This window comes from Pelagibacterium montanilacus (assembly GCF_003992665.1).
Taxonomy (GTDB): Bacteria; Pseudomonadota; Alphaproteobacteria; order Rhizobiales; family Devosiaceae; genus Pelagibacterium; species Pelagibacterium montanilacus.
Genome location: NZ_RZMX01000022.1, coordinates 1 through 15,225 on the forward strand (window position 1 = coordinate 1; position 15,225 = coordinate 15,225).

Consider the following 15,225-nt stretch of genomic DNA (forward strand, 5'->3'; position numbering starts at 1 on the left):
CTGACGTTGCCCCCAACTTTTATCCAGCGTGACGTAGACTCCTGGAGTTGTTTTGGCCCTGCCGAGCCTGGTGGAAGACGGGGGCTGGCGCGGAGCTGGCCATTGAGCGCAGCGCCAGGTCCCGTCGTGGGGGGGGTGAGCCAGCCCAGCCGCGAGTGTGGGCGATTGGCATTGTAGTCAGCCAGCCATTCTCGAAGGGCGATGCGTGCGTAGGAGAGGCTCGGGAACAAGGTCTCGTTGAGCATCTCGTCCCTGAGCCTGCCATTGAACGATTCAATGAACGCGTTCTGCATCGGCTTTCCCGGGGCGATATAGTGCCAGTCGATCTTGTGCCGGTCGGCGAAGCCCAGGATGGCATTGGAGGTGAACTCGGTGCCGTTGTCGCTGACAATCATCTTCGGTTTGCCACGTGCCGCCATGATCATTTCGAGCTCTCGGGCAACCCGCAGACCTGAGAGGGATGTATCAGCGACGAGCGCCAGGCACTCGCGCGTGCAGTCATCCACGACGGCCAGAACCCTGAACCGGCGCCCGTCGGTCAGTTGGTCGGAGACAAAGTCCAACGACCAGCGCTCGTTGGGTGCCATGGGGATGACCATCGGCGCCCGCGTTCCCAAGGCCCGCTTCCGGCACCCCCTGCGCCGCACCGATAGCTTCTCTTCCCGATACATCCGGAACAGACGCTTGTGGTTGACCACATAGCCTTCCCGGCGCAACAGCACATGTAGCCGCCGATATCCAAAGCGCCGGCGTTCATGGGCAATTGCCTTCATCCGATCCCGCAGATCGATATCATCCACGCGGCTGCCCTGATATCGCATGGTCATGCGACAACAGCCCAGCACTGTGCACGCCCGCCGCTCGCTCATCTCAAAGGTCTCCCTGAGATAAGCGACCGCCTTTCGCCTGGCGGCGGGCGCTACCATTTTTTTCCAAGAAGATCCTTGAGTGCGGAGTTGTCGAGCATGGTATCGGCCAGGAGCTTCTTGAGCTTGGCGTTTTCGTCCTCGAGCGATTTAAGCCGCTTGGCCTCGCTCACATCCATGCCGCCGTATTTGGCTTTCCATTTGTAGATACTGGCGCTGCTCACGCCGTGCTTCCGGCACAAATCGGCGACCGGAACGCCTGCCTCATGCTCCTTGAGGATGCCGATAATCTGTTCTTCGCTGAACCTGTTGCGTTTCATCTCTGGTCCTTTTCGATGGGCCAGAGTCTATTTCAAACTGGATTAGCTCCAAGGGGCAACGTCAGCCGCGCTCAATTGCGAGCCCCGTCTGGCTCTGGGTTCAGCACGGCCAAAGCATCCAAAGGCTAAGTCACGCTGGAAAAAAGTTAGGGGCCACGTCAGACGGTTCAATTCGAAATCTGACTATTGCATTGCCACCGATCAGCCTGCTAGCGCGTTCCTGCTCCACCAACCGATGGAGATGACCTTTGGCTTCTTACGAACTTCTCTACTGGTCTGCGCCCTTTCGAGGTCAATTCGTACGAGCTCTGCTGGCCTTTGCTGGACAGTCGTGGACAGAGGGCGGCGATGAGAAAATTACGCGGTTAATGCAGGGCCCGTTAGAGGACATGCCCGTTCCCTTCATGGGACCACCCGTGCTGATCGACCGAAACGCTGATGTCAGTCTCGCTCAAATGCCGGCCATCATCCTCTATCTTGGTGAGACGCTGAACTTGATGCCGGGCACGCCGGCACAGCGCGCCATGATGATCAAGATGACCAACGATGCGAACGATGTCATCGACGAGATCACCCTGAACGGCGGTGATCATATGTGGACTGAAAGACGTTGGGCGGAATTCATGCCCCGCCTCACAAAGTGGATGAGCATGTGGGAGGATACTGGTAGGCGTAACGGTCTGTCTCATGATGCGGGTTACATCCTAGGAAGCAAAACCCCGGGAATTGCGGATGTGATCACCGCTACACTCTGGACCACGATGACCGAACGGTTCAGCAGAATCCGCGGTCTATTCGAAGAGACCGCACCAAATACCGCAGCGCTCTGCCGGCGCGTGTCGTCACTCCCTCCGCTCGTAAAGCTGGCCAGTACGGCAAGAGAGGATTACGGACAGGCCTACGCTGGCGGGCAGATCGGCGGTTCAATGGCGAAGATTCTCAACGATTAGCCACGGAATTCTCACCGTGATAGGCGAGGTGAGTAAGGCCGAAATGCGCCCCCAATGCGGCCGTTCAGTCAGTCTCGTCAAGTGCGCAAAAGCCGCCGTTCGATCTTCCAGTATCGAACGTCGCAGACGGCGTGGGAAAGCGGTCCATCGGCTTGACGTTATGCCATTCGGGCAGCTAGCGATCCTTCTGGCAGTGGGGCAATTAACTGCCGAGCGGCCCGCTGGGGTATTCGATCGGCAGCCGGCTGACGGTGATAAGTTGTGCCATGTCGTCTTCGTCCAGTGCAATCTCGATTGCCTGGACGTTGCAAAGCCCTACGTCGCCTTTGATCATGAAGGTGTCTTTTCGAGTGGCCCGGTCCAAAACGTATAGGCGGGCGTATTTCTCGCCCGCATTACGCGGCCCGGATCGTCAATTCTCGCAAAACCATAAGATGGTTCCAGGACCAAAAACTTTGCCGGGAAAAGCCAATGATCGGCTGAAAACCTAACTTCTATATTGAGACGCCGAGCTCGACAGTGTCAGTCCGCGGGCCGTTCCTGACCCAACGCAATGACGAGGCTGTGCCGGCCTGCTTCGAGTGTGATCGTGACGGCGCCGCTGCTGCAGTCGATAGCCACCCCGTCGAGTGTGGCGGTGATGCCGCTCCCTTTCGCGGACTGGCTGACGGAGACATCGAGGGTGCCAGCGCCCAGTCGGATGGTGGCCTCAAAGCCCGGCCATGCCGAAGGCAGCACCGGGGAAAGGGTCAGGCGGTCGCCCTTGCGGGATATACCCAGAATGCCTTCGATGCCGGCGCGATACATCCATCCGGCCGAACCGGTGTACCAGGTCCAGCCGCCGCGTCCGGCATGGGGGGCGACCGAATAGATATCGGCCGCGACCACATAGGGCTCGACCTTGTAGCGTTCGGTGGCCTCGGGCGTTGCAGCGTGGTGCATCGGGTTAAGCATGGCGAACAGATCGTGAGCCTTGTCGCCCTGGCCCAGACGGGCAAAAGCAAGCACCGCCCACATGGCGGCGTGGCTGTACTGGCCGCCATTTTCGCGCAGCCCCGGCGGATAGCCCTTGATGTAGCCGGGGTCGCGCGGGGTGGTGTCGAAAGGCGGCGCAAAGAGCAGCGCGAGACCATCCGCCTTGCGGATCAGATGCGTTTCGAGTGACGCCATGGCCATCTCGGCCCGTGCAGGATCGGCGGCACCCGATAGAACGGCCCAGGACTGGGCGATTGAGTCGATCCGGCACTCCACGCTTTCTGACGAGCCGAGCCAGGTCCCGTCGTCGAAGGTGGCGCGGCGGTACCACGCACCATCCCAGGCGTGGGTCTCGAGCGCTATGCGCAGGCCGTCGGCGTGGGCCTTCCAGCTCTCGGCCCGCTGTGGATCCCGTGAAATGGCGAGCGGCACGAATTTGTCGATGGCGGTGACCAGCAACCAGCCGAGCCAGACGCTTTCGCCCTTGCCGCCTTCGCCCACCCGGTTCATGCCGTCGTTCCAGTCGCCGGTGCCCATTAAAGGCAGGCCGTGGGCGCCGGAAAGTGCGATGGCCTGATCAAGGCCGCGGGCGCAATGCTCGAACAACGAGCCCTTTTCGCCTTCCTGCGGGATAAAGAAGGCATCATGTTCGCCCTCGGCCAGGTGCTGGCCCTCGAGAAAGGGCACAGCCTCGTCGAGAATGGCCGCATCGTCGGCGATCGCGACATAGGTCGCCGCGGCGTAGGCGAGCCAGACGCGATCGTCGGAAATTCGCGTTCGCACCCCTTGGCTCGAATGCGGCAGCCACCAATGCTGCACGTCACCTTCGACGAATTGCCGGCCGGCGGCGCGTAGGATGTGGTGGCGGGTTTCCCCAGGACGGGCAAAGGCGAGCGCCATGCCGTCCTGAAGCTGGTCGCGAAAGCCATAGGCGCCGCTGGCCTGATAGAACGCCGAACGCGCTGTGATGCGGCAGGCCAACGTCTGATAGAGCAGCCAGCCATTGAGCATGATGTCCATCGCTCGGTCTGGCGTCCTGACCGCAATCGTGCTCAGCAGGTCGGTCCAATAGTCGGCAATGTCCCCCTGGACAGCATCGAGGTCGGCCGTCCGGTAACGCTGGACCAGCGCGCTGGCGGCCTCGGCCGTTTCGCTCTGCCCGAGCAGCGCGACGATCTCGACGGACTGACCCGGATCGATGGTGATCTGCCTGTGGAGCACCGCGCAGGGGTCTAGCCCCGCACCGATCGCTTCGCCGAGCCGCGACCTACCCATCAGCGCCGCCGGCGCCCCGGCGCTGCCTCCGCGCCCCAGAAATTCGGTGCGGTCTGTAGTCCAGCCGGTCGGATGCGCGCCAAGATCGGCGAAAGCGACGTGGCCGGGAAAGGCGGTACCCCAGCGATTGCGCGCCAGGATCGCACCGGTCCGTCCGTCGCGCTCGGTCGTGATGAACGGGGCATTGGGGCCGCGCTGGGTGCCCAGCACCCATTCGCTGTAGGTTGTGACGGACAGCCGGCGCACCCGGTTCGAATGATTGGTGAGCGTCAGGCGAGATACCTTGATCGGGTCGGACGGCGGCACGAACTGCACCAACGCGCTTTCGATGCCGTGGGCTCGGTGTGCGAAGCTGCTGTAGCCGAAGCCGTGCCGCGCCACGTAGCGCCCACCATCGCGGATCGGCTGCGCGGTCGGGCTCCAGAGCGCGCCGCTCTCGTCGTCGCGAATGTAGATCGCCTCGCCGTTGGGGTCCGAGACCGGATCGTTGGACCAGGGGGTGAGCTGGTTTTCGCGGCTGTTGTCGGCCCAGGTGTAGCCACTGCCATCGACGGAGACCTGAAAGCCGAAGCCTGGATTAGCGATGACGTTGATCCACGGCGCCGGGGTGGATTTTCCCGCCTCGAGCACCGTGACGTATTCGGTGCCGTTGCGGTCGAACCCGCCGAGCCCGTTGAAGAATTCGAGGTCCGCAGGCAGCACGACGTGTTCGGCCTCGGCAGGGCGCGGTGCCGTCGTCATCTCGCTCGCCGCATCGGTGGGCGCAGCGGCGATCCGGGCAAGCTGGTCGGCAATCGGGCCGCGGCGCGCGAGGAGCACGACCCGCGCCACGGCATAGATCAGGTCGCGGCTTTCGACCGCCATCATGTCGGCGCGCAGCACGTGGACGACGCCCTGCGCCGCCTGTTCACCGAAGCGCGGGCGGGACTGGCTGGTGCGAACGGCGGTTTCGATCCCGATCTGGAGATCCTGCACGTAAGAGGCCGCGCGCTCGTTGACGATAACGAGATCGACCGCCAGCCCCTTCATGCGCCAGTATTCATGGGCCCGCAGCAACTGGCGGACCTGCGCCATGTCCTCGACATCCTCGATGCGCAAGACGACGATCGGCAGGTCGCCCGAAATCCCGTGGGCCCACAGGCCCGATTGCGGGCCGATGCCCCTCGCAATGGCCTCGGCAGGGACCCGGAAGCGCGCATCGGCGTAAAGCACCGGCGTCGCGAGGCGCTGGAAATCAGCGGCCTGCTGCACTGTGGTGCCGAGATGGTGCAACTGCACCTGGGCCTGCGTCCAGGCCAGCGTCCTGGCCCTTTCGAAGGCGCTGCGATCGTGGTGGCTGTCGACCAGTTCGAGCAGCTTTTCCCGTGAGGATGCTACCATCGTCCAGAAGGCGATCCGCGCAGCCTTGCCCGGCCGGATGCGGACGCGCCGGCGCAGCGAGAACACCGGATCGAGAACTGTGCCGAGGGTGTTCGAGAGTCCTTGCGGCCCGTCCATCGCGCGGGGATCGGCGAGCGTGCGGTTGCGCCCGATGAAGCGCGCCCTGTCGGTCTCGTACTGGGGATCGCCGACGATCTCGCCTTCCACCACGGCAAAATGGGCGGCCCAGATCTCGGGGTCCGCCGGATTGCGCCGGCGCCGCGTCGCAATGAGCGCGCCATACTCGGCGAGATATTCGGTGATGACGAACATCTTGGAGAAGGCCGGATGCGCGTTGTCCGAGGCGGGACTGGCGAGCACCAGTTCCGCATAGGACGTCAGCTCGATCTCGCGCGCGTTCCGACCCGCATTTGTGAGCGAAATGCGCCGCACCTCGCCGTCGTCCTCGCCGGAGACCAGCAATTCCATAACCGTCTTGAGCGAACCGTCTCGGCGGGTGAAGTCGGCGTGGTCTTCGCCGAAGGTCACGCCGCGCATGTCGGGCGCCTCGCCCGGCAGATGGGCGGAAGGGGTCCAGACGGCGCCGGTTTGGATGTCCTTGAGATAGACGAAGGTTCCCCAGTCGTCGCGGGTGGCGTCCTCGCGCCAGCGGGTCACGGCGATATCGCGCCAGCGGCTGTAGCCCGCGCCGGAGCCGGTGACCATCACGGCGTAACGTCCGTTCGAAAGCATGTGGGTCGCCATCGGCGCCTCGGCGGCCGCGCCCGACAGGCGGCGCACCATTGGCATGGCCGCGCCCGGGGCCTCGGTGCGGACCTTGCGTTCCTCGGCCCGCGCATGCGCCACCGCGACATCGCGCGGGAGCTTTTCGGCCAGCAGCAATTCGCTCGCCATGATCATGGGTTCACGGTGAAAGCGCGCCCGCATCCGGCCCTCGAGCAGGGTGTTGGCAAGCGACACGATGGTCATGCCCTGATGGTGCGCCATGACGTTGCGGACGATGGCGACTGTATTCTTGGGCGGAACGCGGGCCGGGGTGAAATCGAGCGCGTCGTAAAACCCATACGGCCCAAGCGCGCCCATTTCGGCAAGGCGGGCATAGTTTGCGGTGGCGCCGCGCGGATCGATCATCGCCGCAAGCCCGGTGGCATAAGGGGCGATGACGAGATTGGCCGACAGCCCGCGTTTGAGCCCGAGGCCCGGCACACCGAAATTGGAGTACTGATAGGTGAATTCTAGATCGCGCGCGTTGTAGGCGGATTCCGAGATGCCCCACGGCACATCCAGACCACCGGCATACGCCTTCTGCCGCGCAACGACGGTACGGTTGGTGCGCTCGAGCAGGCTCCCCGCGGGGGCCCGCATGACGAGCGAGGGCATCAGATACTCGAACATCGAGCCCGACCACGAGACCAGCGCCGCGCCGTTGCCGATCGGGGTCGATGTGCGTCCCAGCCGGAACCAGTGGCGCGTCGGGACATCGCCCTTGGCGATGGCGAAGAGGCTCGCGAGGCGCGCCTCGGAAGCCAGAAGGTCATAGCAGCTTGGATCGAGATCGTTGTCCGCGATCGAGTAGCCGATCGAGAGCAGCTTGCGCTCCGGATCGAGCAGGAAGGCGAAATCCATCTCCATGGCCATGGTGCGCGCCGCTGTGGCGAGCGCAGCAAGACGCGCATCGAGCGACACCGCATCGACCGGCCATGCCGCGCGGTCCAGGGCGAACTGCGCCAGCGTTTCCGACAGGGCGCCGATCCAGAACGCGGCATCGGTGTCCTTGCTCTCGGTGCGGCGCACGGTCTTGAGCGCCCTTTCGGCGAGGCGCGTCAGGGCCGGCGAGACGCTGTCGAGCGACTGGGTGCCGGCGAGTAGGGTTTCGATCTCCTCGAGGGTCGCAGCCAGGATTTTGTCGGGATGGCCCGGCTCGTTCGCCACGGCCTGCCGGGCCAGATCGAGCGTATCGATCAGCCCCGTCCGGTTTTCGGCCAAGGGCGCGCCGATCCATTCCTCGCAGGCATTGGCGAGGGCGATAAGATGGCCGGCCAGATTGCCGCTGTCGACGGACGAGACATAGGCCGGCTCGAGCGTGCGCAGATCCCTCGTGTCGTACCAGTTGAACAGGTGCCCGTTGAACCGGGCCAACTTGCCGAGCGTCACAAAGCTCGCTTCGAGGCGCTCAAGCGTAGCGAGCCGTCCGGTCCATCCGAAATCATGCGCCGCGACGGCCGAGAGCAGATAGAGCCCGATATTGGTGGGCGACGTGCGATGCGCGATGGCGGGGCGCGGCGTTTCCTGGAAATTGTCGGGCGGCAGCATATTGTCTTCGGGGGTGACGAAGGTCTCGAAGTACCGCCAGGTGCGTCGGCCTATCCGCCGCAATTGCTTCGCGTCCGCTTCCGTCGCGGAATCGCGACCCTTCGCGCCATCCGAACGACTCGCCCGAAGGGCGATCGCTGGCGCCAGGAGCCAGAGCGCGGCCAGCGGCACTATCACGGGCCAATCGCCGGGGGCGAGCAGCAGCGCCCCCGCCAGCAGAATCATCGTGAGAATCGTGCCTCCCGCCATCTCGCGATAGAACCCCGCAAGCGTCAGGCGGGGCCGGCGACCGGCCTGCGCCGCCGTGGTCCATTCGAGCAGCGTAAGATGCGATATGTTGAGGCGATAAAGCGTGCGTCCGATCGCATCGAGATTGCGCCACGCTTCGTCGGGGAGGAAGGCGAGCTTGAGCGCCACCTGAGCCGCCGCGAGCCCGGCCTGCCGGCCGAGGCTGGTGAAATGATGCGGCAGGTGCAGCCCGCCCCGCCGGGGTAGCGTCGCGAACGCGACGGGCAGCAAGGCGGGGATGGCGATGGTCAGAACGATCAGTGCCACGCCGACCAGCGCGGCGGGCAAGGGCAGCAGGCAGGCGACGATGAGCGCCAGAACCGACAGCGGTGCGACGAGCGCGCGACGCAGATTGTCCAGCATCTTCCAGCGCCCCAGCGCACCGATATGCGACGCACCGAAAATCCAGGGGAGCAACTGCCAGTCGCCCCGCGTCCAGCGGTGCGATCGACGCGCCGCGACGTCGTAGCGGGTGGGGAAATCCTCGACGAGTTCGACATCGGAGGCGAGCCCCGCGCGCGCGACGCTGCCTTCGAGCAGATCGTGGCTGAGCAGCGTGTTGTCCGGAATGCGACCCGCCAGCGCCCTCTCGACGGCATCGACATCGTAGATGCCCTTGCCGGCAAACGAGCCTTGGCCGAACAGGTCCTGATAAACATCGGAAATCGCCCCGGCATAGGGGTCCATGCCGCCCGGCGATGAAAAGACGCGCTGGAACAGCGAGCCGTTTCCGCCAGCCGGTAGCGCCGCCGTGACACGTGGCTGGAGGATGGCATATCCCTTCGACACAAGCCCGGTATCCGCATCGAAGCGGGGTCGGTTGAGCGGGTGGGCCATCTTGCCGATCAGCCTCAGGGCAGCTTCTCGCGGCAACATGGTGTCGGCATCGAGGGTGATGACGTAGCGGATGTCGCTCGGAACTGTCGGGGCAACGCCGTCGACACCCTCGAAACTGGTGTCGGCGCCGCCGCGCAGCAGGCGATTGAGTTCCTGGAGCTTGCCGCGTTTGCGCTCCCAGCCCATCCAGACGTTCTCGCCCGAATTGTATTGCCGCCGGCGGTAAAGGAACAGAAACCTGTCACCCGCCGGTCCATGACCGTGGCGCTGATTGAGCGCCGCCACGGCGCTTCGGGCGGTCGCAACGAGCGGCGCGTCGCCGTCCATCACTGCGTCCGGGGCATCGACACCATCGGCCAGGAGGGCGAAGTAGACCTCGCCTTCCGCGCCCGACAGGAAATGCACCTCGAGCCGCTCGATCTGTTCGACGAGATCGGCATGGGTGGTCAAAAGCGTTGGGACCGCGATCAGGGTCCGCAGCGACGCGGGCACGCCGTGCGCCAGTTCAAACCCCGGCAGGGCCGACGCCCCGACACGCCCCGCGATCAACCTGTTGACGATTGATACTCCGATCTCGGAGGCGGGCAGCAGCGCGATGAGCGCAAAGAGCGCCAGCAGGGCCGTGGGGGCGCCCAGGGAAGACTGCAGCCACAGCATGCCGGCCACGACGAGAAGGGTCACCACCGCGAGGCCGCCGATATACCCCTTGAGCCCGAGCTGCACGGGAATGCGGCTCAGGCGAAGTGGCAAAGGCGCCTTAAAGCCGACAAGGGCTTCGAAGGCCCGCCGGCCTTCCCCGATCAGATGATGGCCCGCATCGCCCACCCGTTCGGCCTCATTGGGTGCGCCCGCCTTCGCCCCGGCGTCCTGCGCCGCCGCCAGCGCGGCGCCAGCGATGTCGAGTTCACTCAGCGGCGCGCCGCGAGCCAGTTGCTCGATGGCCGCGCGATAGAGGTCGCGCGTGGGAAAGTCCATTTCGGCATAAGTGCCCGACGATGACAGGCGGGTATCGACGAGGCTCATGGTCTCGAACATCTCGGCCCAGTCGACATCGGAAATCAGCCGCATGCTGGTGATGACGTTGCGCACCGTGACGTTGGAGGCCCCCTGTCGCTGCTGGGCGTGCTGAACCACGGTCTCGATCGAGGTGCCCTGGGCCGCAAGCCGCTGCTCGAGCCAGCCCTGTGCCGGGGTCGTCGTCGGGTCGTGGTCGCGCAGGCGCTTGGCGAGTTGGGCCGCGAACCGCTCCGAGAGGGGCTCGGTCGAAACCGGCCAGGCGCGGGCCGCCTGCGCTCCCGCCGACAGGAGACCGTCGGCCAGCGCGTCGGCCTCTGCGCGCGTCGCGCGTCCCACGGTGATCTGGTCGGCGAGCCGGCGCAGATTTTCGACGAGAACGATCCGCAGGGTGATCGCCACAGCCCAGAGCTCGCCGATGGTCAACGGCTGCACCCGCTGATACGCGGCGACGAACCGCGTCAGCGTGTCGGGGTCGAAATGGCTGTCGGTGTGCGCAACGAACGCCCATGCGATCCCGAATACCCGCGGGTAGCCGGCGAAGGGGCCTTCAGCGAGTTTGGGCAACTGACGGTAATAACCCGGGGGCAAATCCTCGCGGATTTCCCGGATCTGGGATTCCACCAGATGATAATTGTCGAGCAACCACTCGGCTGCGGGCACAACGTTTTGGTCGTCTTCGATGGCGGCGGCACTGGCGCGATAGGCGGCCAGAAGCGTTGCGGCGTTATCATCGAGGCGGCCATTCAGGCTGCGCACGCGCGGCGGTCGGGAAGTGGCCTGCTGCGCCAGCGCCAGACTTTCGGCGTGCTGCTCCAGGCGCTCGATGCCAAAGAGCTCCTCACGGATAGGAGCAGCATCGTCCCAGGGAGAGGCAGCGCCGGAACGGAGGCGTGGTCGAGCGATCATGGCGTGGGGCTGTCCTGGGATCGGAACGGGACGGATCGCGCCGGATCCATGGGCGCTCTTTAAAGATCTCCCGCAGGCTGGTGCCCGCGAGAGACGAGATCATGAAAGTGCAGAGACCTTGCCTAGGCAGAGTTGACTGGTCCCGCGGTCTCCTTGGCGAGCCATTGTCTGACGTCGGCTACCGACTGCGCGTCGGACACGCCGCTGCGAATGTGAACAAGAACCGCGAGCTTGGCCTCGGTGTCGGTCATGGTGAGATCGAGAGGCGTCAGAAAAGCCCATTGCCGACGTGCGCTTTCACGCAGGCGTTTCTTCCTGTCGGAGGATGCCGGCGTCTCGCCGGCCTGATAGGCGAACATGGGAATTCTCCCGAAAGAGCGGGCGAACAAAGCGTTCTTAAGGGACAAGCGTCCATCCCAACCTGCGCTCTTTCATCCGAAATACGTCAAGTAGATTAAATAATGAGACAGATATCCTACACCATATACTAGAAATTATTTCTTTCGTCTCGTGTCAGCGCTTTTTCCGGATTTTGAGTTCTTGTTCAGATTGTTTCCGGGGTTCATGTGAGCAATTCGCAATGCGGACCGGTCTTCCTTGGCCATTTGATCTATTCCTTTGTTTTTATGGGGTGTCCTTGCAAGCGCCGCGCTGAGATCTCGGCATGCAAGACAGGACGAGAAGTCTCCAAGACTCGCGCGCCAGAAGCGCTCGCGTTCGGAGTGGATCGTGAGTTTGGAGTCGTCAGATGCGACAACCCCTCAGAATCTGCGAAATATGGCCGGACGCCCGCATGCCGGGGTCCGCCACTTCGAGCAGCCCGTGAGTCGAGCGATCAGTTGAGAACCGCAGGAGCGGGCAACTCGTCCCCACCCATGCCGTTCGGAGTAAGGCGATCGGGTATCCCAACGGCATCGTCATTGTGAGGGGGCAACCCCTTGAGGGCCATCCACTGCGCCACGACCTCTTCGGCCTCGCCCTGGTTGCGGCCGGTGCATTGGGCTATGGCCGCGACCAATTCGGTTTCGGAGGCGATGGCATTGATGTCGGTGGCGACCAGACTCGGCCACTCCGTCATCAGGGCGTTGCGCAATTCCGACCTCGCGAGAATGGTCGGAATCGGGGCGCCCATATCATACTTGAACATCTTGCTCTCCGGCCAGCGCGGGCGTTCGCCAGGATAACGGACCAAGTGCCCGATGGTGAAGCCAACCTGGTATTCGATATGTGGTGCGGAGCAAGGCCACATACAATGCCCGGTCTATCGCCCGCTCTCGACTTCGTCGTTGTCTTGGAGCAACCACGCGGGTAAGGCTCACTCTACCAAGGCTATTCCAGCATGCATAATGGATCGGAAATATGCACTCCGTAGCAGCGTGCAGGGGGACTGGCTCAAGGTATAAGGTTCTCTCGATCGCGAGGGTGCTCTGCTATTGATACCTCACCACCAAAAAGGACCGTGCGGTCTCGGACCCGAATTCGCCAGCGGAAACGACGGTCGGCGAGCGTCTGCTTACGATCGCCTTCCCTTAAAAGCTTCCGGACAGCCCCCGCCGCTGCCAGTCTCAGCGTTCCTCTTTTGGCCAATCACGGCCAATGGAGACATGAAATGGGATACTCACGATATGATGCCGCAGCCCGAGGACGGGCTGCATGGAATGCAGGCAAGACCGTGGGGACCAAGCGTCCCCTGACGCAGAAGCAGATCTGGGCGATCCGTTTCTTCCTGGATCGGGAAGGACGGGTTCGAGACCGCGCGCTGTTCGATCTCGCCATCGACAGCAAGCTCCGCGGATGCGATCTGGTCAAGATCAAGACAGGTGACTTGGTCATGGGGCCGGAAATTCGAACCCGGGCAATGGTGGTTCAGCAGAAGACCGGACGTCTTGTCCAGTTCGAACTCACCAGCGATGTAAGAGCCAGCCTTCTCACCTGGCTCGAGAGGAGAGTGGGCAGTGTCGGTGATTTTGCTTTTCCAAGCCGTGTCGACCACGATCACCATATGAGCACGCGACAGTATGCCCGTCTGGTCGATGAGTGGGTCACAGCCATCGGCCTTCGATCATCAGACTACGGAACGCATTCCCTCCGAAGAACGAAAGCGGCCATGATCTACAAGGCAACTGGAAATTTGCGCGCCATCCAGATCCTGCTCGGACACACCAAGATCGAGAACACTGTCCGGTATCTCGGTGTGGACATTGAGGATGCTCTGCTTCTGGCTGAACGGACCGAAATCTGAACATGGAGCGGTCATTCGCTCACCACGGATGACCGCTTCTTGCCGCTGGCTCTTCGCCCACAGAAGCCGAGTCGGGGTGGTTTCCTGTCCGACGGCTTTCGGTTGCGGAACCTAGAAAATGGACTTTGTCCGGAGAGGAAAGGGATGGCCTCAATGAACCCGTGGCAATCCCCTGAACGCCTAGGTCATGAGCTGGCATCTAGCGCTGAAATGTGAGGTGGATGGTCCCGCTCTCGGCCGTTTCCGACCTCACAGTGTAGCCAGCTTCCAAGCCACGCAGATCGTCCCAGAGGCGTATGCCTCGTCCCAGCACGATTGGTACGATCGCAACGTGCAGCCGGTCCACAAGTCCGGCCTTGAGATAGTCGCGAACCATGGTTGGTCCGCCCCCTATCCGCACGTCCTTGCCGTTCGCGGTCTTTGCGGCCTTCTGAAGCGCATCATCCGGGCTCGCGGCGATGAAGTGGAAAGTGGTGCCGCCAGCCATTTCGATTGAAGGTCGCGGCGTGTGCGTCAGGACGAAGACCGGGCAGCGGAATGGCGGCTCGTCACCCCACCAACCCTTCCAGTTCGGATCATCGGGGAAGTTGTGCAGCCCGAACTTGCCCGCTCCCATGATTTCGGCACCGATGTTGTCGAAGTAGTCCTTCGCATATTCATCGTCGATACCGGTGGTGCCTTTGCCGCTGGTGTCGTGCAGCACGCGATCCCGGAAAGTCCGTGTCGCGACATAGGCATCTGTCAGGCGCGACCAGTCCTGGCCGAACGGATTGTCTGGTGTCTGGTCCGTCGTCGTTGCGAAACCATCGAGCGAGATCATGAGATCGACACGAACTGTCATTGTAGTGCTCCGTAAATACTAAGGTATCCGCCTTTCTAACTGCATCGAAACACTAAGGCAAGTGCCTTTTTTACCTTGACTGACGCGGCGGGGCGATTTACGCAGCGATATGCCCTTTCACTCGACCCCGCTCGATCTTGCCTTCCATGCCCTGAGCGATCCGACGCGCCGGGCGGTGATATCGCGTCTGGCCGAGGGAGAGATGCCTGTCAGTGTGCTCGCGAAGCCTTTCGACATGGCGCTCCCCTCCTTTGCTCAGCATCTCAAGGTGCTCGAAGATTGCGGATTGATTGCCAGCGAGAAACGCGGGCGCAGCCGCTGGTGCCGCCTGGAGCGGGCGCGGTTCGAGGAGGCGGCAAATTGGATGGAAGCGGAGCGCCTTGGCTGGGCCGAGCGGCTCGACCGGCTGGAAGCCTATCTGGACAACGCGGAAGGGAACGATGATGGAAAAGCTGTTTGAGAGCTGGTCGCTCGACCGTGAGATCGTACTGGTAAAGGTGCTCAAGCACCCGCGCCGCAAGGTCTTTGCCGCGTGGATGGACCCCGAAGCGCTGGCTCAGTGGTATGGTCCGGCTGGCCTCACTATCGAGAGCCAGAATGCCGATATCCGCGAGGGTGGGGAATGGCACTTCGACATGGTGGGTACGTTTGAAGGAAAAACGCAGCGCATTCCCAACCTTATGCGCTTCTTAAAGATCGTGCCGAATGAACTGATCGTGGTGGACTACGGCACGCCCGAGCCGAACGATCCGGAGCGCTTCTACATGACTGTCACCTTCGATGAGCAGACCGACGGGAAAACCGTGCTGACCATGCGCCAACTTCACCCGAGCCGCGAACGTCGTCAGGTGGTCTTGGGTTTCGGCGCGGTGGAATACGGGCTGCAGACTCTGGACAGCCTCGCGGCCTGGCTGGATGGTTGAGCGCTGCTCAACTGGACGCCTACCGGTCGCACCATCTTCTCACGAACGGCAGCTTTCAGTTCTCGGAGCGCAACTGCGAATGTCTGAATTGG

General features: G+C 63.1%; 9 protein-coding genes and 1 pseudogene. 4 read left to right on the top strand and 6 right to left on the bottom strand.

Annotated features, from left to right (window positions below):
- Positions 1-19: 19 nt before the first annotated feature.
- Positions 20-1,186: pseudogene (locus tag EO136_RS08785) on the bottom strand (IS3 family transposase).
- A gap of 248 nt (positions 1,187-1,434) precedes the next feature.
- Here EO136_RS08785 and EO136_RS08790 point away from each other — a divergent pair.
- On the top strand, positions 1,435-2,136 hold the full coding sequence (locus EO136_RS08790) for a glutathione S-transferase (protein WP_127144073.1): 702 nt from the start codon (positions 1,435-1,437) through the stop codon (positions 2,134-2,136).
- Between the two features lie 202 nt (positions 2,137-2,338).
- Here EO136_RS08790 and EO136_RS18960 read toward each other — a convergent pair whose 3' ends face one another.
- The 4 genes from EO136_RS18960 to EO136_RS08805 form a co-directional block, all read right to left on the bottom strand.
- A complete protein-coding gene (locus EO136_RS18960; RefSeq protein WP_281280374.1) occupies positions 2,339-2,470 on the bottom strand; it encodes a hypothetical protein in 132 nt (43 codons plus the stop codon).
- Positions 2,471-2,658: 188 nt separating this feature from the next.
- Complete coding sequence (locus EO136_RS08795) at positions 2,659-11,127, bottom strand: GH36-type glycosyl hydrolase domain-containing protein (RefSeq protein WP_127144074.1); 8,469 nt, start codon at positions 11,125-11,127, stop codon at positions 2,659-2,661.
- 122 nt (positions 11,128-11,249) lie between these two features.
- Complete coding sequence (locus EO136_RS08800) at positions 11,250-11,486, bottom strand: hypothetical protein (protein WP_127144075.1); 237 nt, start codon at positions 11,484-11,486, stop codon at positions 11,250-11,252.
- A gap of 476 nt (positions 11,487-11,962) precedes the next feature.
- Positions 11,963-12,274, bottom strand: coding sequence for a hypothetical protein (locus tag EO136_RS08805; protein ID WP_127144076.1), 312 nt, complete (start codon positions 12,272-12,274; stop codon positions 11,963-11,965).
- 462 nt (positions 12,275-12,736) lie between these two features.
- Here EO136_RS08805 and EO136_RS08810 point away from each other — a divergent pair, with 462 nt between their 5' ends.
- Positions 12,737-13,369: a tyrosine-type recombinase/integrase gene (locus tag EO136_RS08810; protein WP_127144077.1), complete on the top strand. Its 633-nt coding sequence runs from the start codon at positions 12,737-12,739 to the stop codon at positions 13,367-13,369.
- Positions 13,370-13,568: 199 nt separating this feature from the next.
- On the opposite strand, the gene EO136_RS08815 is transcribed toward EO136_RS08810, so the two are convergent.
- On the bottom strand, positions 13,569-14,210 hold the full coding sequence (locus EO136_RS08815) for a dihydrofolate reductase family protein (protein WP_127144078.1): 642 nt from the start codon (positions 14,208-14,210) through the stop codon (positions 13,569-13,571).
- 109 nt (positions 14,211-14,319) lie between these two features.
- On the opposite strand from EO136_RS08815, the gene EO136_RS08820 reads away from it, so the two are divergent.
- On the top strand, positions 14,320-14,670 hold the full coding sequence (locus EO136_RS08820; RefSeq protein ID WP_127144079.1) for an ArsR/SmtB family transcription factor: 351 nt from the start codon (positions 14,320-14,322) through the stop codon (positions 14,668-14,670).
- A complete protein-coding gene (locus EO136_RS08825; protein WP_127144080.1) occupies positions 14,654-15,133 on the top strand; it encodes an SRPBCC family protein in 480 nt (159 codons plus the stop codon). Before EO136_RS08820 ends, EO136_RS08825 begins: the two co-directional genes overlap by 17 nt.
- Positions 15,134-15,225: the final 92 nt, after the last annotated feature.

Excerpts from the sequence above, each read along its gene's own strand:
- EO136_RS18960 (WP_281280374.1), bottom strand. The coding sequence starts at position 2,470 with ATGATCAAAGGCGACGTAGGGCTTTGCAACGTCCAGGCAATCGAGATT.
- EO136_RS08795 (WP_127144074.1), bottom strand. The coding sequence starts at position 11,127 with ATGATCGCTCGACCACGCCTCCGTTCCGGCGCTGCCTCTCCCTGGGAC.
- EO136_RS08800 (WP_127144075.1), bottom strand. The coding sequence starts at position 11,486 with ATGTTCGCCTATCAGGCCGGCGAGACGCCGGCATCCTCCGACAGGAAG.
- EO136_RS08805 (WP_127144076.1), bottom strand. The coding sequence starts at position 12,274 with ATGTTCAAGTATGATATGGGCGCCCCGATTCCGACCATTCTCGCGAGG.
- EO136_RS08810 (WP_127144077.1), top strand. The coding sequence starts at position 12,737 with ATGGGATACTCACGATATGATGCCGCAGCCCGAGGACGGGCTGCATGG.
- EO136_RS08815 (WP_127144078.1), bottom strand. The coding sequence starts at position 14,210 with ATGACAGTTCGTGTCGATCTCATGATCTCGCTCGATGGTTTCGCAACG.
- EO136_RS08820 (WP_127144079.1), top strand. The coding sequence starts at position 14,320 with ATGCCCTTTCACTCGACCCCGCTCGATCTTGCCTTCCATGCCCTGAGC.
- EO136_RS08825 (WP_127144080.1), top strand. The coding sequence starts at position 14,654 with ATGGAAAAGCTGTTTGAGAGCTGGTCGCTCGACCGTGAGATCGTACTG.